This window comes from Chryseolinea soli (assembly GCF_003589925.1).
In the GTDB taxonomy this organism is placed as follows: Bacteria; Bacteroidota; Bacteroidia; order Cytophagales; family Cyclobacteriaceae; genus Chryseolinea; species Chryseolinea soli.
This window is the reverse complement of record NZ_CP032382.1, coordinates 1,214,734-1,233,020: the sequence shown is the minus strand read 5'-3', so window position 1 is coordinate 1,233,020 and position 18,287 is coordinate 1,214,734. Positions and strand designations below refer to the sequence as shown.

Annotated in this window: 16 protein-coding genes; 11 read left to right on the top strand and 5 right to left on the bottom strand. The window is 48.9% G+C overall.

The features are described 5' to 3' along the window. Positions 1-88: 88 nt before the first annotated feature. The 5 genes from D4L85_RS05160 to D4L85_RS05140 all read left to right on the top strand — a co-directional run bounded on the left by D4L85_RS05160 (position 89) and on the right by D4L85_RS05140 (position 4,377). On the top strand, positions 89-1,198 hold the full coding sequence (locus tag D4L85_RS05160; RefSeq protein ID WP_119753311.1) for a choice-of-anchor V domain-containing protein: 1,110 nt from the start codon (positions 89-91) through the stop codon (positions 1,196-1,198). A 129-nt stretch (positions 1,199-1,327) separates the two neighbouring features. Further along, positions 1,328-2,167 carry an alpha/beta hydrolase gene (locus D4L85_RS05155; protein WP_119753310.1) on the top strand — a complete coding sequence of 280 codons (840 nt, stop codon included), beginning with the start codon at positions 1,328-1,330 and terminating at the stop codon, positions 2,165-2,167. 140 nt (positions 2,168-2,307) lie between these two features. Next, complete coding sequence (locus tag D4L85_RS05150) at positions 2,308-2,868, top strand: Crp/Fnr family transcriptional regulator (protein WP_228450935.1); 561 nt, start codon at positions 2,308-2,310, stop codon at positions 2,866-2,868. A gap of 118 nt (positions 2,869-2,986) precedes the next feature. Further along, positions 2,987-3,484: a hypothetical protein gene (locus D4L85_RS05145; RefSeq protein ID WP_119753308.1), complete on the top strand. Its 498-nt coding sequence runs from the start codon at positions 2,987-2,989 to the stop codon at positions 3,482-3,484. Between the two features lie 68 nt (positions 3,485-3,552). Further along, entirely contained in the window at positions 3,553-4,377 is an 825-nt protein-coding gene (locus tag D4L85_RS05140) for a TIGR02452 family protein (protein WP_119753307.1), read from the top strand. A 7-nt stretch (positions 4,378-4,384) separates the two neighbouring features. Here the strand turns inward: D4L85_RS05140 and D4L85_RS05135 are convergent, their stop codons facing one another. Beyond that, positions 4,385-4,726, bottom strand: coding sequence for a YciI family protein (locus D4L85_RS05135; protein WP_119753306.1), 342 nt, complete (start codon positions 4,724-4,726; stop codon positions 4,385-4,387). 72 nt (positions 4,727-4,798) lie between these two features. Between D4L85_RS05135 and D4L85_RS05130 the strand changes: the two genes are divergently transcribed. Further along, entirely contained in the window at positions 4,799-5,428 is a 630-nt protein-coding gene (locus D4L85_RS05130; RefSeq protein ID WP_119753305.1) for a MarR family winged helix-turn-helix transcriptional regulator, read from the top strand. Between the two features lie 16 nt (positions 5,429-5,444). Here D4L85_RS05130 and D4L85_RS05125 read toward each other — a convergent pair whose 3' ends face one another. The 3 genes from D4L85_RS05125 to D4L85_RS05115 all read right to left on the bottom strand — a co-directional run bounded on the left by D4L85_RS05125 (position 5,445) and on the right by D4L85_RS05115 (position 9,705). Next, positions 5,445-7,829, bottom strand: a complete 2,385-nt coding sequence (locus D4L85_RS05125) for an ABC transporter permease (protein ID WP_119753304.1) — start codon at positions 7,827-7,829, stop codon at positions 5,445-5,447. Positions 7,830-7,981: 152 nt separating this feature from the next. Further along, the gene (locus tag D4L85_RS05120) at positions 7,982-8,680 is read right to left on the bottom strand and encodes a LytR/AlgR family response regulator transcription factor (protein ID WP_119753303.1); all 699 of its coding nucleotides are present in this window, start codon (positions 8,678-8,680) and stop codon (positions 7,982-7,984) included. Then, entirely contained in the window at positions 8,677-9,705 is a 1,029-nt protein-coding gene (locus tag D4L85_RS05115) for a sensor histidine kinase (protein WP_160143554.1), read from the bottom strand. The genes D4L85_RS05120 and D4L85_RS05115 overlap by 4 nt, the downstream gene beginning before the upstream one ends. Before the next feature lie 240 nt (positions 9,706-9,945). Between D4L85_RS05115 and D4L85_RS05110 the strand changes: the two genes are divergently transcribed. Genes D4L85_RS05110 through D4L85_RS05100 form a run of 3 tightly spaced genes read left to right on the top strand, consistent with a single transcriptional unit; the run spans position 9,946 to position 14,948 of the window. Then, positions 9,946-11,310 carry a DUF3500 domain-containing protein gene (locus D4L85_RS05110; protein ID WP_228450779.1) on the top strand — a complete coding sequence of 455 codons (1,365 nt, stop codon included), beginning with the start codon at positions 9,946-9,948 and terminating at the stop codon, positions 11,308-11,310. Between the two features lie 28 nt (positions 11,311-11,338). Then, complete coding sequence (locus tag D4L85_RS05105; RefSeq protein ID WP_119753301.1) at positions 11,339-12,676, top strand: HupE/UreJ family protein; 1,338 nt, start codon at positions 11,339-11,341, stop codon at positions 12,674-12,676. Position 12,677: 1 nt separating this feature from the next. Then, entirely contained in the window at positions 12,678-14,948 is a 2,271-nt protein-coding gene (locus D4L85_RS05100) for a TonB-dependent receptor (protein ID WP_119753300.1), read from the top strand. Positions 14,949-15,226: 278 nt separating this feature from the next. Here D4L85_RS05100 and D4L85_RS05095 read toward each other — a convergent pair whose 3' ends face one another. Continuing rightward, positions 15,227-16,495 (bottom strand): hypothetical protein, encoded by a 1,269-nt coding sequence (locus D4L85_RS05095; protein ID WP_119753299.1) that lies wholly within the window; start codon positions 16,493-16,495, stop codon positions 15,227-15,229. Between the two features lie 148 nt (positions 16,496-16,643). Between D4L85_RS05095 and D4L85_RS05090 the strand changes: the two genes are divergently transcribed. Together D4L85_RS05090 and D4L85_RS05085 are read left to right on the top strand one after the other, a co-directional pair. Next, a complete protein-coding gene (locus D4L85_RS05090; RefSeq protein WP_119753298.1) occupies positions 16,644-17,477 on the top strand; it encodes a DoxX family protein in 834 nt (277 codons plus the stop codon). 50 nt (positions 17,478-17,527) lie between these two features. Further along, positions 17,528-18,262, top strand: coding sequence for a phosphodiester glycosidase family protein (locus D4L85_RS05085; protein ID WP_119753297.1), 735 nt, complete (start codon positions 17,528-17,530; stop codon positions 18,260-18,262). Positions 18,263-18,287: the final 25 nt, after the last annotated feature.

The window sequence follows — 18,287 nt, the reverse complement described above, 5'->3', positions numbered from 1 at the left end:
AACCGCGTGTTTACATAAATTTAAACACGGGGCGTTTCGATGGAGCCGGGTTTTGGCTAACTTACTATTTCCAAAAGATACCCTCGTAATGGAAAAATTACTGTTAGCCCTTATGGTTGCGGGAGTGATCATAGCGGATTTAGCGTTCACATATTCCGGTAGCGCACCGCCAGCCGCCAATGCAAATGATCCGGGAAACGGCAACTGCACGGCGTGTCATAGTACATTTCCATTGTCCACTTCAGGCGTCATCTGGAATAATATTAACCTCACTTCAACCGTTCCGCTCAGCCAGTTCTCTCCCGGCACAAACTATACACTTCAATTGTCTTTTGCCGATCCCACAAGAACAAGATATGGTTTTGAAGTGGTGGCCCTGCCTTCAGGCGCCGGTCCGGGCGATCCAAGCATCGGCACCATGACTGCCACCAGTCCGGAAACTGCGCTGCAAATAAGCGGCGGCCGCGAGTACATGAGTCATTCGCCAGGTGGTACTTCGGCACCTTCAAACAGCAAAACCTGGACCTTCGATTGGGAAACACCTTCAAACTACACCGGTGATGTGAACTTCTATGTTGTGATTAGCTCAGCGAATAATGATAATGCCATCAGTGGCGACAGGACGTATGCAAAAATATTTTCTTCAACGATCGTACTGCCGATAACACTTCGTTCATTCGAAGCCTCCGTGGTCGGGGGCAGTGTCCATTTAAAGTGGGTTACCGCCACTGAGCAAAACAATCACTTCTTTACGATTCAACGCATGGTGGATGCCGCGGAGTTCATCGATCTCGATACCCTGGCAGGTGCGGGCACCACTAATATGGAGCGATCCTATGCGTGGATCGATCACACGCCTTACCATGGCCACAACTATTACAGGATCAAACAAACCGACTATGACGGAACATCCACGTATTCCGAGTTGGCGGCCGTAAAAGTCGATCTCGACAACAGTTTACGCGTATATCCCAATCCGGTAGAACGAGAAATGCTCACGATCGAAAGTGCCGATCCTAAGGCAACACTCGAAGTGGTCGATATCGTTAAGAATTTTAATGCGGTAGATCTGCGTGCCGCCCAAATGGACCAACCGCTTCGAAACAAAATAACGCTTTCTCATCTGCCGGGTGGATTTTACGTGATCAGGCTTCGTGTAAATGGGGCGTTGGTTAGTAAGAAAGTTGTTGTTCATTAATTGAAATATTCGGGTCAAAATGAAAAACCTGAACCTTAACATAGATTAAGATTTTGAAAACATAAGATAGATTAAGATTCAGGTCCGGTTTGTTCGGCAGTTTTGCTTCAGATTTAAACAGCAAAACGTATGGCAACTCTGAAAGACGAACGCAAGGAATTTGAATCCCTGGGACATATCTACCCGGTGCAACCCGGGGTAAACATCCATCGCGAGATCATCGCCGGTGTATCGGGCTACTGGTTTACACCCGAACAGCCGGGTGGGAGCGAGGTGGTAATTTTTCTTCACGGCGGCGGATACATTTACGGTTCGATCGAATCGCATAGGGCCATGGTGAGCCACATCGCAAAGGCGATCGAACGAAAAATTCTGTTGGTGGAATATTCACTCGCGCCGGAGCATCCGTTCCCTGCGGCATTGAACGAGACCGTGGCTGTGATCCGGGAATTGGTGCGCACCGTTCCCGATTTCCAGTTCAGCATCATGGGCGACAGCGCCGGCGGAAACCTGGCCATGAGCACCGCCTTGAAATTGAAATCGCTCAACGCCCAACCGGCATTGTACCACGTGCTGATCTCACCCTGGGTGAACATGGAGACGGTCTATCCCAGCTATGCGAAAAATGAAAAGCTCGATCCCATCATCACAAAGGACTTCGTGCAATATGCCGCGGGTTTGTACACCGCGGGCCATGACTTGAAGGATCCCTTGGTCTCCCCCGTTCACGGTGATTTCAGAGGCACAAGCCCCACATTGATTTTGGTTGGCGCACATGAAGTGTTAACAGACGATTCGATTTTTCTGTATGAGGCCCTGAAGAAAGCCGGCGTGGTGTCGGAACTGAAGGTGTATGACGGCGCCGATCACGTGTGGCCCCTGGTAGACGTTCACTCCAAACGCAGCGTGGAAGCCTTGGATGAAATCATAGATTTCATAGTGGTGCATCAGGAAAGCGCGGTGAAGTAGATCGGAGTCGGGTGGGGTAGCGACATGCTTATAGGGCGAAGGCCTTTTGCATAATTCGTAAGATTTGAGGTAATTGTCAGCCCCAACAATTCCCTTTTGTCGTGATACTGGACCCGCTTTTTTTATTTTTTGAGAACTATGTGGCCTTGAACGCAGAAGAAAAGGACGCGCTTTCTCAGCGGGTAAGGGAACGGCTCGTCAAGCGCAAGGAATTTATTTTGCAGGAAGGGCAGGTATGTCAATACTACACCTTCGTGACCGAAGGCTGTTTTCGCATGTACGCCATCGACAAAGCGGGCAAAGAACACAATGTCCAATTTGCGGCCGAAAGCGATTGGATTGCCGACATCGGTAGTTTCTATTCGGACAAGCCCAGTAAACTTTTCATCGAATCGATGGAGCCTTCCCGGATTCTTCAGATCGACAAGCAGGACCTCATCCACATGTATCGCCACTATCCCAAGTTTGTGCGAAACTTCAAGGTGATCTTCGAAAACAAGTTTGTCGAGCTGCAGAACCGCGTGTTGCAGAACATCAGCTCTACGGCCGAAGAGCGATACCTCGCTTTCCTGGAACAATATCCGAATCTGTCGAACCGGATCCCAAGCATCCAGATCGCGTCCTATTTGGGGATCACTCCAGAATTTCTCAGCAAAGTGAGAAAAGACGTGGCGAACAACAAAACGCCCATCGCCAACTAACTCCTTATCGTGTTCCGCCTTCGCGGGTGCGGCGGTTTTGCCTTCCCTGGATGACAGAATAGTTTATCTTTGTTATGGCTATTTTGATTGTTCAGGCACCACGCTAGAAACGCAGCTTATGACAAAGTACATGTTCATTTTGATGATGCTTTCCTTATTTGGGTTTGAGGAAAGAAATGCTGTGCGGAAAAATTTCTTTGAGTGCGTTTCCCAGGCCGACGCCGAACGCATCCTGGGACTGCCCGCGAAGGAGACCGACCATTCGTCAGAAGAGAACAACGGCGTTTCCCGTTTCGAGTGCACGTTTACGGCAACAGAAAATGCAGGCCCCGACAAGATCAGCCATCTCTATTACATCTACGAGCAATACAAAAGCCCGGACCTGGCACACCAGGCTTACCAGGGCATTTTATCATCCAACACCGGGATGACCGGTCAGAAACAGGTCGACACGATAGGGGACGAGTCCTGGCTGCATACCGACAACGAGAATTTCGAGTTGCTCATTTTTCGAAAAAACAATCATATGGTGCGCGTGAAGATCAATAAGCTGACCGACAAGACATCGCTTCCGGAACTGATGAACGTGATGAGCCGGATGGCGGCCACGTTGTAATTATTTTAGCGGGTCGGTGGAAGTCACCTGCAAACGCCGTTTATTTACTTGGAAAAGCTGACCCGCAGATGAGAGAAACGCGAAAGAAAATTGCTGAGCAAACCATTCTTGAACTCCACCAGGGATATTACATCAACCGCCAAGGCAATACCATAGAACTTGCGGACACCGTTCGGAAATCCGTTGCGAACACAATTTTCTACAAAACTGATACGTTGGCGGCGTTGGTGAAGAATGCCACGTCGCAGGCTAGTCGGGAGACGTACAACGTTTCCGTAACGAAGGAATCGACGATCGCATGTTTGATTCGCATAGCCGAAACAAATGCCAACCGCATCGGACTACTTAACTTTGCTTCGGCGAAAAATCCCGGTGGTGGATTTTTGGGTGGCAGCCAGGCGCAAGAGGAAAGCCTGGCGCGTTCCAGCACGCTATATGCCAGCCTAACCGCCCACGACGAATTTTATAAGACGAACAAAAATGCACGACCGGCATTTTATGCCGACAATCTATTGTATAGCCCCGGCGTGGCATTCTTTAAGGACGACGCCGGAAACTACCTGGATGCCGTCATTCAGGCCGACGTGATCACCATGCCCGCCGTAAATAAATCCGCGATCACCAGCATAGACGAGAGCATTGAAAAGGAAATAGACAAGGTCATGAAGCAAAGGATCCGGTACGTTCTTGCTGTGGCCGAAAAGAACCAAATGGATACGCTGATTCTGGGTGCATGGGGATGTGGCGTCTTCAGAAACAAACCGGCCGATGTGGCAAATTATTTTAGCCAGGTTTTACAAGAGTCGCCCAGCTATCGTATCCCCAAATTGATCTTTGCTATCATCGGCAGCGATGAACAAGCGCTGACTGCGTTCCTGCCGCTTGCTAAATAACGGCAGCTTATTGTTTTAAAAATTCTCTCACCTCCGCATACCCGCCGAATTCAAAAATGGGACAAGAGGCTGCGATATGCGTGGCTTCCTCCAGGGATTCGGCCCGCAATAGTAAAAAGCCGCCCACAATTTCTGTCCCCACACGGTGGATCTGGTTCGAAATGCTGGAGCCGTCGCCGGTCACCAAGCGTCCCTCCAAGGTCAACGCACTCCCGGATGACAAATTTTCGGTGCCGCTCCATTTTCCCCACCATGCTGCCCAATGCTCCCGGTGCCGGGCGATTTCATCCGGTGTGTGCGTGTCCGTTCGGCCATCGGGCTCTCTGAAAATTACGATGTAGTTGTTCATATGGACTTTATTAACGTCATAAAATTATAACGGTTTCGTTATAATTAATATTGTTTTCATTATTTTTAAGGCATGGAACCCGTCGTTCAATTGATCTCTGCGTGGCAGGAATACGCCCAACGTGCCGGCAAGGCCACCGTAAAAGATTTTTGCCAGGATTTTTTGGTGAAGAAGAAAAAAAACGTCCCGGCCGAAAAGGGGAGCGATCTGAACCTCGCAAAACAACTGGGCAAAGCAAACAGCCTGGTGAAGGCCTACTTCAAAACAGCGTTGCGCCAGATCTCGGATATGGAACTGGAGTGGTATTATTTTTTAGATGCCATCGCCGCCGCCGGAGAAATACGAAAAAATGATATCGTCAGTTTTCGCCTTTTAGGTGAACCCACCACCGGCATCGACATCATCAACCGGATGCTAAAGGCCGGCCTCATCGCCGAACGTATCGACCCCGATGACAAAAGAGCCCGCCTCATCAAGCTCACCTCAAAAGGAAAGCATCGCCACCACCAACTCGGTGTTCTTTTTGATGAGATTGCTGCCGAAGTCTTTCAAGCGATGGACATGGAAGTCAAAATAAAGATGGAAGCAGCGTTAAAAAAATTAACGGATGAACATGCTGCCGCGATAAAAGGCAAAAAGAGCAAAACCTTGGATTCTATAGAAGAATCTGTAAAAAAATTCACAAGGGCGTTTAAGCACTAAGCACGAAGAAACGCGATCACTCCGATCGCAGCGACTTCACTGGATTGGACAACGCCGCTTTGATGGCCTGGAAGCTCACCATCATCACTGTCAACGCCAATGCCCCGGCCACGGTAGCTGCATAGATCCACCACGAGATCGTGGTGCGATATGGATAATTTTTCAGCCAGTCGTGCGTGAAGTAGTACGAGAGCGGGATCGCGATCAGGCACGCGGCGAGCACCAGGATCACGAAGTCTTTCGACAACATTTGCCACAGACTGGCCACCGATGCGCCCAACACTTTGCGGATGCCGATCTCCTTCGTGCGCTGCTCGGCTACGAACGAGGCAAGTCCCAGCAATCCCAGGCAACTGATAAAGACCGCCAACCCGGCAAAGATACCCGACAAGGTTCCGATGCGCTGTTCGGCTGCAAATTTCTGAGCGTGCTCCACATCGGCGAATTGGTAGTCGAACGGAACGCCCGGGAGGTATTGTTTGAAGACCTGTTCCGCCCGGGTCAGGGCCTCATGGGTGCTGAGCGCCGGGTTCAGGTTCATGATCATCCAGCTGTCGTTTTCGGTTGCCCTGAAATACATCGTTTGCTTCACATCGAAGAAGGGCGATTCCATGAGCAGGTCGCTCACCACCCCGATGATCTTGTATTGATAACCTTCGCCCCACTTCACAATTTTCCCCACAGGGTCTTCGATGCCCATGAATTTGACGGCGGCCTGGTTGATGATGATGGCGGCCGTGTCCGATGCGATGTCGCGCGAAAAGTCGCGACCGTCAACGATCTTCCAGCCAACGGTCTGGCCATACTCGGCCGTGGACCAGATGGTGGCGAAACCGGCCTGCAGGCCGGGGTCTTTTCCTTCCCAGTCAAACCCGCCGTTGTTGGACCACACTTGCGTGAGCGGACTGGATGATTGGGCTACTTCCTGAACGGCGCCCGAGCCCTTCAATTCATTTCGCAGCACATCGAACTTTCCTTTGAACTGCGTGGATTTTTGCTGGAGCATAACCAAGCCGTTGCGATCGTACCCAACGGGCCGGTCTTTCGTGAACTGGATCTGCCGGTACACCACCAGCGTGCCGATGATCAAGGTCACGGAAACGGTAAATTGAACCACCACCAAGATGCGTCGCGGCAACGTGGCCCGACGTCCGGCCTTCATCACCCCTTTCAAAACTTTTGCAGGTTGAAAAGAAGACAAGTACAACGCCGGGTAACTTCCGGCCAGCATGCCGGTGATGAGCATGAAGGCAAGACTGGCGAGCCAAAAACCCACGTGGTTGAAGGGCAGTGTCATTTGCTTCCCGGCCAACGTGTTGAACGAAGGCAAGCACAACGAAACGATGATGATCGTGAGCAGGAAGGCCAGCCCCACCACCAAAAACGATTCGCTCAGGAATTGGGTGATCAGTTGTTTTCGCAACGACCCGATCGATTTTCGAATGCCCACTTCCTTTCCGCGTTGCTCCGAGCGCGCTGTGCTGAGGTTCATAAAGTTGATGCAAGCCAGTAACAGCACGAACGTTCCAATGATGCCAAACAACCATACGTACTCGATCAATCCACCGGTAGCCACACCGTTTTCCCATTGGGAGTGGAGGTGCCAGTCTTTCATGGGATGAAGAAAGATCTCGGCATTGAATTTTTTATCATCTGGATCTACGCGATTGTACTTCGCGTGGATGATCTTTTTGCTCAGGCTGGTCATGTCGGCGAGGTCGGCGATCTGCACGAAGCATTGAAACGAGTTCGTGTCCCATTTGTCGCGGACATTTTTCACCCATGGCTGCGCGATGGTATACAACTCCCAGGGGACAATAAAGGTCAGCCCGTCAAAATTGGAAGCCGGTATGTCTTCGTATACGCCGGTAACTTTTACATCGAGGCTGTTGTCGACCTTCATCAAGGCATTGATGGGATCCTGGTCGCCAAAAAGCGCACGTGCCGTGGATCGTGAAAGCAGGATGGAGTTGGGATCGCGCAGGCCGTCGTGGCTGCCGGCAATCATTTTTAATGCGAGGAGTTTGGCGGCGTCCACATCCATAAAGTTGCCCGTTTTCGTGATCGTGGTATCGCCGCGACTCAGGATATGGCTGTTGGTCCAGGAACTCATCACGACATATTTGAAGTCACCACCATACACCTTTTGAAGTTCTTGGCCTGTGGGAAACGGAACGGCGTCCTGGGTGAAGGTCTGACCGTTTATGGTTTGGCGCTGATACACCTGTGCCACGCGCCGGTATTCGGGGAGATATGAATTGTACGTGAGTTCGTCGTATACCCAAAGCCCGATCAACATCGCCACGGCCATCCCTGCTGCCAGTCCCCCGATGTTGATGCTGGAATAACTGCTATTTCGAAGGAGGTTCCGGAAGGCGATTTTCAGATAATTTCGGAGCATGATTTAGGTTTTTTTGACAAATAGCCTATTCCACAATTGTGCCATTAAAAAAATAGCGTCTGCCGGCCTTTGTGCTTGTTGCCTGGAGTCCGCGCTGTTCGCGTCCGGATGAATGTGTTCGGTGGTGGTCGATTGAAAATCGATCGCTGGTCCTATCCTTTTCCGAATGCTTTGAGAAAAGCCTCCTCATAGCTAATGCCGATCGGAATTTCCCGGTCACCGGCAAGCATGATGTTTTTGTTTCTTACCGAGAGTATCCTGTGAAAGGGCACAATAAACGACCGGTGTACCCGGATGAATTTCTTGTCGGAAAGTCTTGAAAGGATGCCCTTCATGGTCGCCCGGGTCACCAATATTTTTCCATTCTCCAAATGGATCTTAAGATAATCCGCCAGTCCTTCGATATAAAGAATGTCCGAAATGGGCAACTTGATCAGATGGTGTTCTGAACGAATAAAGATATGTTTTTCCTCTGTCGATTCTTTTCGGTGGAGGAAGCTGTGATATTCCTTTGCCTTGTTGACGGCGACTAAAAATCGTTCCAGCGAATAGGGCTTGAGTAGAAAATCCACTGCGCTCAACTCAAATCCGTCAAAAGCATACTGCACATGAGCGGTTGTGAAAATGACCATGGTGTCCTGTTTCAATCCCTTGTAGAAATCGATCCCTGAAATTTCGGGCATATTAATATCAAGGAAGAGCAGGTCGACCGGGTATTTTTCCAGATATATTTTTGCGTCACCGGTTTTTGTGAAGGTCTTATCCAGGGAGATGAAATCTGTTGCCTGGCAATACTTTTCGATTATTCCCAAGGGTAAGGGTTCATCATCGATGGCTATAGCGGAGATCACGCGAGGATTAAATTTAGTCGAACCCGATGATGGCTTTCGTCATCACGAATGACAAGTGAATGCTTTTTGGGATATAACAACTCCAGCCTCGATTTTGTATTTTCGACCCCAACACCGCTTTTCGTATGTTGCTCCGGTGAAGTCTTTACTTTTTGATTTTCCACGACGAGTTCAAGATTGTTGTCGGTTATCTCAATTCTAATGCTAATATACGATTCCCGATCGGGGTTAACGCCATGTTTAAATGCATTCTCGATAAAGGGCATCAGGATGATCGGCGCAATCGTTAGTTGGTCTACGCGGCCAATCACAGCATACGATAAGTGCATGGAACGGGTAAGCCGCATTTTTTGCAAATCGATGTAATCGTCGGTATACATGATTTCTTTTTCCAACGAGACAAATTGTTTTCCTGTTTCGGTGACCACATAGCGCATCATGCCGGACAGTTTCAGAACGCTGGTGGCCGTAATCTGCGCCTCTTCCTTGATCGCGTAAGCGTAGATGTTGTTCAGTGTATTGAAAAGAAAATGAGGATTGATTTGATTTTTCAGTATACCCAATTCAGCGACATGCTTCATCGTTTCTGTAGAAAGCAGTTTGGTCCGAATTCTTAACAGGATCGAAAACAACACTACGGCCATGTATAAAAAGATGCTGTGTTTCACCTGGGTCAGATAGGCGGCGTCATCTACCATTCTTGGATTTGTCTGCAATCCGGATAATACCGTGGGATGAAGTTCACGCGATGCATTCCACGGTATGTATCCGGTCATCAGCGAAGGCGCGTAGGAAATCGCTAAGAATCCGAGCGCGATGATCGTGAAATACAACACTTCCTTTTTCCTGAAGTAGAGTCTGGGGATGAAGAAATAGTAGTTGAGATAGAAGATCACAAGCATCAACACATTGGCCAAAAGATCTCGCAATGTGGGCCTGGAGAAAAAGGGCATGTGACTCGGGCGTGGCGATAGAAGGATGGGGATGGTCAGAAAAGCGAGCCCCCCCAGAATATGGGCCACCATGTGTATTAGCGCTGGTTTTTTATTCATATCACAGAGACCCATCGGGCCAGATTAACGGGTAAGTCATTCGATTGAAATTTCCGGACGGAAACGACCGGAGCCCAAAATTAGGCTGTCGATGCTGGTTTCAGATGCTCAATCTTCGCGGAATATATCGCGTTGATCGCAAAGCCGCTTGCGGCCCATCATTTCCGAAGTTACCCGCCGTTTCTTTGCCACATCAAATGCAAATATGTACCTATGAGATCACAGAAAAGAAAATTCAATCCCGACGTTGTGCTGGCAGGAGTCATGCTTATCCTGCCGAGTATATTTATTATTTCGGCATGCAATGACAAAGACGAACAAGTCTTGACGCCTTCCGTAACGAGTTTCACTCCGACGAGCGGCCCTGCAGGAACAACCGTCACCATCACAGGCTTAAACTTTAGCTCAACATTGGCAAACAATGCCGTGTCATTCAATGGCACAGGGGCTACGATTTCGAGCGCTTCATCGACAGCATTGGTCGTTACTGTGCCGACGGCGGCGACTACAGGAAAAATTACGGTAACTGTAGACGGACAATCGGTTGAGACGACAGATGACTTTACGGTAACAACAACTTCGTCAACCAGCGATTGCGGTTCGGCTACAACACAGATTGAAAAACTGGTCTGCCTGGCCAATACCTTCCTGGGTACGTTGACCAGTACGCAACAGTCTTCTGTTGTGATAACGTTAAATCTAACGAACGCAAAAAGGTGGTCAAATCTCCCCTGTGCCTTGTCCTGCCGGAATGGATTGCTTTTTAGTAGTTTGACAACCGCTCAGCAAACGGCTGCCTTGGCGTTGATTGAAGCAGCATCCGGAACCGTCAGCAATGAGGGATATGAGGAGTTTCAAACGATTCGTGCCGCCGATGATTACCTGGGAACGATGCAGTCGGGTTATAGTGCCGGTAACTATGTCATCGCATTTTTAGGGACACCGAGCACGACGGGCAAGTGGATGATCCAATTTGGTGGGCATCACTACGCTCAAAACATTACTTACGATAACGGACAAGTCACCAGCATAACGCCCATGCATGAGGCGGTCGAGCCAAATGGTTCCTTCACCGTGAACGGCACCACCTATAGCAGTCCCATGACCTCGGAGCTTGCCGCCGTTCGTGAGATGCTTGCGGCATTCACTACGAGTGAGCTTGCTTCTGCAAAGATCTCGTCGACTTTCTCTGATTGTTTAATGGTGCCGGGTTCGACCACCAACACCTTCCCATCTACAAAACAGGGCATACAGGTGAGCAGCTTGAGTACAGCAGCGCAAGCAAAAGTATTGGTTACTATCGCCGCCTGGGTCAATGACGTCGATCCTACGAGCGCAGCAACGTATCTCACCACCTATCAAAATGAGTTGGCCAATACGTACGTCACCTATTCCAGCAACACCAGCGGGACTTCGGGAACGGCGAGTTCATTTTTCACATCCAATACAGATTACGTGCGCATTGACGGACCGAGTGTGTGGATTGAATTCATCTGTCAAAATGGCGTCGTGATCTCAAATCAAGTTCACTATCACACGGTAATGCGTGACCATAACCGTGACTATATCGGATTATAAAGGAATAAGGCAACGTTCATTCGAGGTTATGGGAGCCCATTCATGTTTTAGCAATCGCCAGCGTAAAAACTGGCGATTGCCCTTTTTGATAGCGATTTTTGGGATAAGCGTGCTTGTTCCTTTAAAAGTCCACGCTCATCCGTCACCCAATTCAATATTACTCCTCGATGTGAGCTCGGACAGGGTTGTGCTGGAGGCCCATATTCCTTTGCCTGAATTGGCACTCGTGTTGGGCGATGAAATACAGAGGACACCGGACGTACTAACCGAGCGTTTCTCTTCCGTACTCCATGCCTATTTCCTGGAACACGTTCACGCCTATGTTGATAAAAATCATCCGTGGGGGGTGGCCATTAAACAAATGAGCATGGACAAGGGTAGATACATCGACAGCAACATCTCTTACTACGAGGTTGTTGTACAATTTGTGTTGCTCCCAAATTCCGGCGAAGGTACCCGATCCTTTACCTTACAGTATGACGCCGTCATGCATCAGGTGGTGAATCACGTTGCGCTCATTTCAATCAGGAGAGACTGGGAAGCGGGCATTATCCATGCAGACACAACAAAAGATGTGAGCGTGATCGGTTGGAATCTAAGCAACAATTCTATTCCTCCACTGCAGGTGACCCTCGATGCGGGTAGTTGGTGGAAAGGGATCGCCAGCATGTTGGGGCTCGGCATGCAACACATAAAAGAAGGTACGGATCACTTGCTTTTTCTGCTGACACTACTTCTGTCGGCACCCTTGACGGTCAAATCTCGGCGGTGGGGAAATTATGGTGGTCTGCGCTACAGCCTGTTTAACCTGCTCAAGGTCGTCTCGGCATTTACGATAGGTCATTCACTCACCTTGTTAGTCGGAGCATTGGGTTGGATGCATATCCCCAGTCAGCCGGTGGAGATACTGATTGCATTTTCAATACTGATTTCGGCTGTCCATGCATTTCGCCCGGTCTTTGCGGGTAAGGAAATATATATCGCCATGGGCTTTGGCCTGATTCACGGACTTGCTTTCGCTAGTATCCTTACAGACTTAAATCTTGACACGGGGCAAATGATATGGAGCATCCTCGGATTCAACATCGGAATAGAGCTCATGCAAATTTTTGTTATTGTGATGACCGTGCCGTGGCTTATCCTGCTTAGCCGTACGCCTTATTACAGTGGTGTGAGAATGGGCGGTGCAGGGTTCGCGGTCATTGCTTCCCTTGCCTGGATTTTTGAACGCGTATCAGGAACGTCAGCCTTTATTTCGTTGATGATCGAAAAATTTGCCGATAACGCGGCGTACGGCATTGGTTTGCTCGCTATTATTTCCCTGATCGTTCATTTTCTAAACCGGCCCAAAGTTAACGTGGTGTAGCGTGAAGGCGTCATTAAGTATACTGATAGCCGGATCGTTATGGTTGTGCATTCATACGGGAACGTTCGGGTATGGGAGTTTAGTGAAAGGTCATGTTTCGGATTCAACAAGCGGTCACTCCCTGGCTGGTGCAACGATTGTCCTGGGTGCTGATCAGGAGCTTTCAATCACCGACGAACTTGGAAACTTCAAATTCGACGATCTGGCGCCGGGTACGTATCGCGTGCGAGTTTCGTATATCGGTTATCGCGCGCAGGAAATCGTGGTTAGCGTTGGTGAGAATGAAACGGTCACGGTAAAGGTGCAACTTGCTGCTTCAACCCTGAGTTTGAACGAGGTTGTAGTAAGCGGTAACGCATCGGCAGAAGAAACGATGACGACGATTTCTAAAATTGATATGGCGCTGCGACCGGTCAAGTCATCGCAGGAGATCTTAAGAATGATTCCTGGTGTTGTCACCGCACAGCATGCCGGTGGCGGGAAAGCCGAGCAGATCTTTCTTCGCGGATTTGATCTTGATCACGGGACCGATATAAGCCTTTCGGTTGATGGAATGCCGGTGAATATGGTTTCTCATGCGCACGGTCAGGGCTATGCCGACCTTCATTTCCTGACGCCCGAGATCATTGATTATGTGAATTTCAATAAAGGACCTTATTATGCCAGTGTTGGCGACTTCAATACGACGGGATATGCAAACTTTCAAACGAAGAACGCGCTTGATCAAAGCAGCGTGAAATTCGAAGCCGGACGTTTCGATACGTATCGCGCGGTGGGCTTGTTTAACGTTCTGAACAATCCAACAAAGAATCAGCATGCTTATTTCGCTACGGAATATCAGTTTACCAACGGACCCTTTGAGAGTCCGCAAAACTTCAATCGCATTAATTTATTTGGAAAATTTACCTCCCGAATCGGTGATCATGAATTCTTTACGGCATCGCTGTCAACCTTTAAAAGTGAATGGGATGCATCGGGACAAATTCCGGAACGGACCATCTCGAGCGGATTGATTTCACGTTTTGGCGCCCTCGACAACACCGAAGGCGGATTTACAGGACGAAGCAACGCTAACTTCTCATTCCTCAAATTTTTGGACGATGGCTCCTTTTTAAAAAATCAATTCTATGTGAGCCGTTACAACTTTGAGCTGTACTCTAACTTTACTTATTTTTTGAATGATTCCATAAACGGTGATGAGATCAAACAAAAGGAAAACCGGACGATTTACGGATACAATGGATCTTATCAAAAAGAACTTCATCTTGGAAGTATGCCGGTGCAATCGGAATTCGGAATGGGTTTCCGCTATGACGATGTGGATAATATCGAGCTTTCGCATGTAAAAGCCCGTTATACGTTCATCAGTCCGATAGCTTTGGGTGATGTTGACCAGATCAATGGAAGCGCGTACGCGGATTTTAAGGTGAGCTTGTCGTCCAGGTTGATCCTGAATGCCGGGGGTCGCGTGGATGCGTTTTCATTCCAATATGCTAACAAACTGGATAGTTCGTATTCGCGAAAAGTACAGACGGCCACTGCGATCAGTCCCAAGTTAAGTCTCTTCTACAATGCAACGCCTGCACTCCAACTCTATATTAAATCCGGCTATGGATTTCATTCCAACGATGCCCGCGTCGTGGTGGCGCAAGAGGGTAAGCAGATTCTTCCAAAAGCATTCGGAACCGACATAGGCTTCTTTGCGAAACCTGCAAAAAGCTTGCTTGTGAATTTTGCTATCTGGCAATTGAATTTGCAACAGGAATTCGTATACGTGGGCGACGAAGCCGTCGTGGAACCCAGTGGCGAAACACAGCGCTATGGGCTTGATCTTTCACTACGGTACCAGGCATTGAATTGGTTATTTCTCGACTTTGACGGTAACTATGCGCACGGCCGATCGGTTGACGATCCTGAAGGTGAAAATTACATTCCACTCGCACCCACCTTTACCAGTGTCGCGGGGGTTACGGCAACCCTTCGAAATGGCTTGCGCGCAAGTTTGCGATACCGCCTTGTTTCTGACAGACCGGCAAATGAAAACAATTCTGTTGTTGCGAAAGGATACTTCCTGCTCGATGGGGTGATCACCTATACGAGATCAAAGTATGAACTGAGTCTCTCAGCGACCAACATTTTGAATCGTGAATGGAACGAGGCTCAATTCGATACGCTGACCCGGCTTCGCGGGGAAAATACCGGTGTCTCGGAGTTGACGTTTACCCCCGGCGACCCGGCATTTGTCAAGACGGGTATTCGATTTTTCTTTTAAGCGTGATAAAGTGCGGGTGAGTATGTAAAAAAGAGGCTGTAAAGGCCGCTTCTTGTCTTCTTTCGTCAAAACGAAATAGTGATTATTTGATGAGTCCTGCCTTTCTTAAATCCTCCAGGGCGCGATCGGTTTGTTCCTTGAAGGGATCGATCTTACCAGCCCTCCATTGGTTAATGAAATTTTCAAATCGCTTCAGGGTTTCTGCGTGCGATTCCTTTTTGCTTTTTTTGTGCCATTTTTAGCGGCTTTTGATAGTATAAATTTGGAATTTTTGATTCTCAAAATCCATCCTCAAATTTTACTGTCTCATTCTCCAACTTAACATAATCAACATTCCCCGTTCCCTGAAACACAAAATCGATCCCAATAATTTTAGACCTCGCAATGTCATGGTCTATCTCAAATGCTAATTTCTGATTCAGAAATATTTTCGCTTTCCCCTTCGCGGATTCAACCCTCACCCGAACAAACTCGTCAAAGTCAACACCGAAGGCCGACAGATCAACTTGCTTTCCCGGCGCGTCGAAGCCGGTAAAGAACAGCGACATATCCGAGACACAGCCCTTGGTGCACAACGGTATTCCTACTGCCATTCCCTCGCAGAGCAAATAGATGTTTGTCTTCTGGCAGATCGCCGCGCCTTCTTTGTAGTCGTTTTTCAGGGATGCTTCAAAGACAAAATTGTCGGAATAGATCGCTCCAAAGTCCTGCACGTTCAGATAGCTCACCAACGGCGGCTGGGGGGCCAGGTGTATGTTTTGCCGCTGGAGCTTGTCGATGGACAAACTCATTTGGCCGTTCACCATCACATCTTCTTTCTTGAAATACACTGGCATGGGCGAAGCGTCGATGGCGGCGAGCCATCCATCGGAGGCGATCAAAATGCCTTGTTCTTTGACGATCTTTTCGTCCACCACTAGCTTGGCTTCAAAGTAGCCGGGCAAATAATAGATCAACGTGCGTTGATGCGCATCTTTCGATACTTTCGTTCTTCGTTTCACGTCCCACGATTGTTGCAGGATAACGGAATCAACGGGCGCGTTGGTGGCATCGTAGTCAAAGATGACCGAATTGGGGACGCCTTTCTCGACCGTCTTTTTTACTTGAAGAGAATAATCGTTCGCATCGATCTCCTTTTTCGATCCCGTCCCAAACCAAATGAAATAGCCCAGCACCAGGCCAATCGCCAAGGTCACCAGCGGACGCATGGGTTTTTTGCCTTTGGAACGGGGTGCCTGGCTTGGGGTGGGTGATCCGGCTACCCCGCTGGTAGTGCCGCCGTTTTTTACTTTAAAGTCCCTCCAGTTTTCATAGCCGATAAATTGCACCAGCGTGTTGAGCGTAAACGTATTGGGCAGGCTCGTATACTTGACCTTTCCCCAGATCCGCTTCAACGTGACATGGCTCACCGCGATTTGCAGTTCGTCCTGGATCTTCTGGCTCAGTTCGAGAAAGTCCTGGTTGGTCCAGTCGCGGCTATCGCCCCAGCCGAGTTTTTTTTCGATCTGGCTTTTTGTTTCTGAAATCAATTCTTCTTCGGTCACCATAAGCGGGGCAAAAGTCCTGAATAAAAATAAGGCCTGCCGCTTGAATTTCCATGTCCTGAAACTTGTACGGATTTGTACCAACATGTACAACCGGAAAACAGGGCATTTCCTTAACGACAGGCCACCTTCGCAGCAAATCTTTTTATCTATGGAAACCCTGATCAAAACCGCACGGGCCTGTTATGGCATTTTAATGATGACCATCGGCATCAATCAATTCATTTATGCAGATTTCAGACCGGCCATCCTGCCGCCGTGGCCTTCGTGGCGGGCCACCCCTGAAATGGAGGCCTACATCACTGGAGTTATTTTTATCGCGGTGGGTCTTGCCATTGTGTTCTCAAAAAAGGCCAGGCTGGTGGCGTTGATTTTGGGTTGCATATTGCTGGCGGTTATTCTTTTCTGGCATCTGCCCTATATTTTATTCATACAGCCCCACTTGATCCGGCACCTGGGGGTGTGGGGCGATGTAGGCAAAACGCTGGCATTCTGTGGTGGTGCGTTTGTGGTGGCAGGATCATTTCTCCAGGAAGACGGACAAACGACGCCGGGATTTCTAGCCCTGCCGGAAAAATTGATCCCCTTTGGCCGGATTTTCTTTTCCATCACCATGATCATGTTCGGCTTCGATCATTTTTTTTATGTCGACTTTATTTCGACGATGGTGCCCGGCTGGATCCCCGGCCATTTCTTCTGGACCTACGTCACGGGCGCGGCGCTTATTGGCTCGGGTGTGGCCATCGTTTTAAAGATCAAAATAAAACTAGTTGCGCTATTGCTGAGCATCATGATCTTTCTCTGGTTTATTTTGCTGCACATTCCCGGTGCCATCGCCAACCCGGTGGTTGATCACGGAAACCTGGTGCTCAGTGCAGCCGATGCGTTGGGGTTTAGTGGAACGGCGTTGATGATTGCGTTAACGACAAAAAATAAACGATTGTCAAATCCAGCGGGCGTTGCCAAAGAGGGCTTGGCGTTGTAAATCATTTTAAGTAAACTGCTATACCAACGTGCAAGCCGTTGTGAATAGTAATGAAAAAACATAGGAGAATAGGGCTGTGGTGTATACTGGTGATTTCCCTGGCGGCAGGAACCGGTGCCGTTATACACCGGGATACATCGACGGATAACATCGTTAGTTATGTTGTAGACCCCAGAGAACAAGATATTCAGTTCTATTGGAAAGACGACAAGCGCGAAATTCTCAAAAGCATCCAACGCCTGAAAGATCACCTCGACCAAAAACACCATAAGCTCATCTTTGCCATGAACGGCGGCATGTTCAAGGCCGACAACTCACCCCAGGGACTTTTTATTCAACAACAAACCACGGTGACGCCACTGGACACCACATCGGGCAGTGGCAACTTTTATTTGAAGCCCAATGGCGTGTTCTATATTACCGTGGATAAAAATGCAGTCGTTTGCCAGACGACAAATTTTGTGGACAGCGGCCGGATTGCGTTTGCCACACAGTCGGGGCCGATGCTGCTGATCGACGGTGCGGTTCACCCCATATTCAAAAAAGGCTCATCCAATCTCAACATACGAAATGGCGTTGGTGTCCTTCCTGACCATAAGCTTCTGTTTGCCATGTCCAAGGAACCGATAAATTTCTATGACTTCGCCGATTTCTTCAAACAAGCGGGTTGTCAAAACGCCCTCTACCTGGATGGCTTTGTTTCCAGAACCTACCTCCCGGAAGAGAAATGGATCCAAACCGACGGCAACTTTGGCGTGATCATTGGCGTCGCGATCCCTGAATGACCGTATACACAGCACCAATCCAGCG

Bases quoted from the DNA above. Each gene is read 5' to 3' on its own strand.
- D4L85_RS05125 (WP_119753304.1), bottom strand. From the start codon at position 7,829: ATGCTCCGAAATTATCTGAAAATCGCCTTCCGGAACCTCCTTCGAAAT.
- D4L85_RS05105 (WP_119753301.1), top strand. From the start codon at position 11,339: ATGGGAGCCCATTCATGTTTTAGCAATCGCCAGCGTAAAAACTGGCGA.
- D4L85_RS05140 (WP_119753307.1), top strand. From the start codon at position 3,553: ATGAGAGAAACGCGAAAGAAAATTGCTGAGCAAACCATTCTTGAACTC.
- D4L85_RS05115 (WP_160143554.1), bottom strand. From the start codon at position 9,705: ATGGTGGCCCATATTCTGGGGGGGCTCGCTTTTCTGACCATCCCCATC.
- D4L85_RS05130 (WP_119753305.1), top strand. From the start codon at position 4,799: ATGGAACCCGTCGTTCAATTGATCTCTGCGTGGCAGGAATACGCCCAA.
- D4L85_RS05135 (WP_119753306.1), bottom strand. From the start codon at position 4,726: ATGAACAACTACATCGTAATTTTCAGAGAGCCCGATGGCCGAACGGAC.
- D4L85_RS05085 (WP_119753297.1), top strand. From the start codon at position 17,528: ATGAAAAAACATAGGAGAATAGGGCTGTGGTGTATACTGGTGATTTCC.
- D4L85_RS05155 (WP_119753310.1), top strand. From the start codon at position 1,328: ATGGCAACTCTGAAAGACGAACGCAAGGAATTTGAATCCCTGGGACAT.
- D4L85_RS05110 (WP_228450779.1), top strand. From the start codon at position 9,946: ATGAGATCACAGAAAAGAAAATTCAATCCCGACGTTGTGCTGGCAGGA.
- D4L85_RS05160 (WP_119753311.1), top strand. From the start codon at position 89: ATGGAAAAATTACTGTTAGCCCTTATGGTTGCGGGAGTGATCATAGCG.
- D4L85_RS05145 (WP_119753308.1), top strand. From the start codon at position 2,987: ATGACAAAGTACATGTTCATTTTGATGATGCTTTCCTTATTTGGGTTT.
- D4L85_RS05090 (WP_119753298.1), top strand. From the start codon at position 16,644: ATGGAAACCCTGATCAAAACCGCACGGGCCTGTTATGGCATTTTAATG.
- D4L85_RS05095 (WP_119753299.1), bottom strand. From the start codon at position 16,495: ATGGTGACCGAAGAAGAATTGATTTCAGAAACAAAAAGCCAGATCGAA.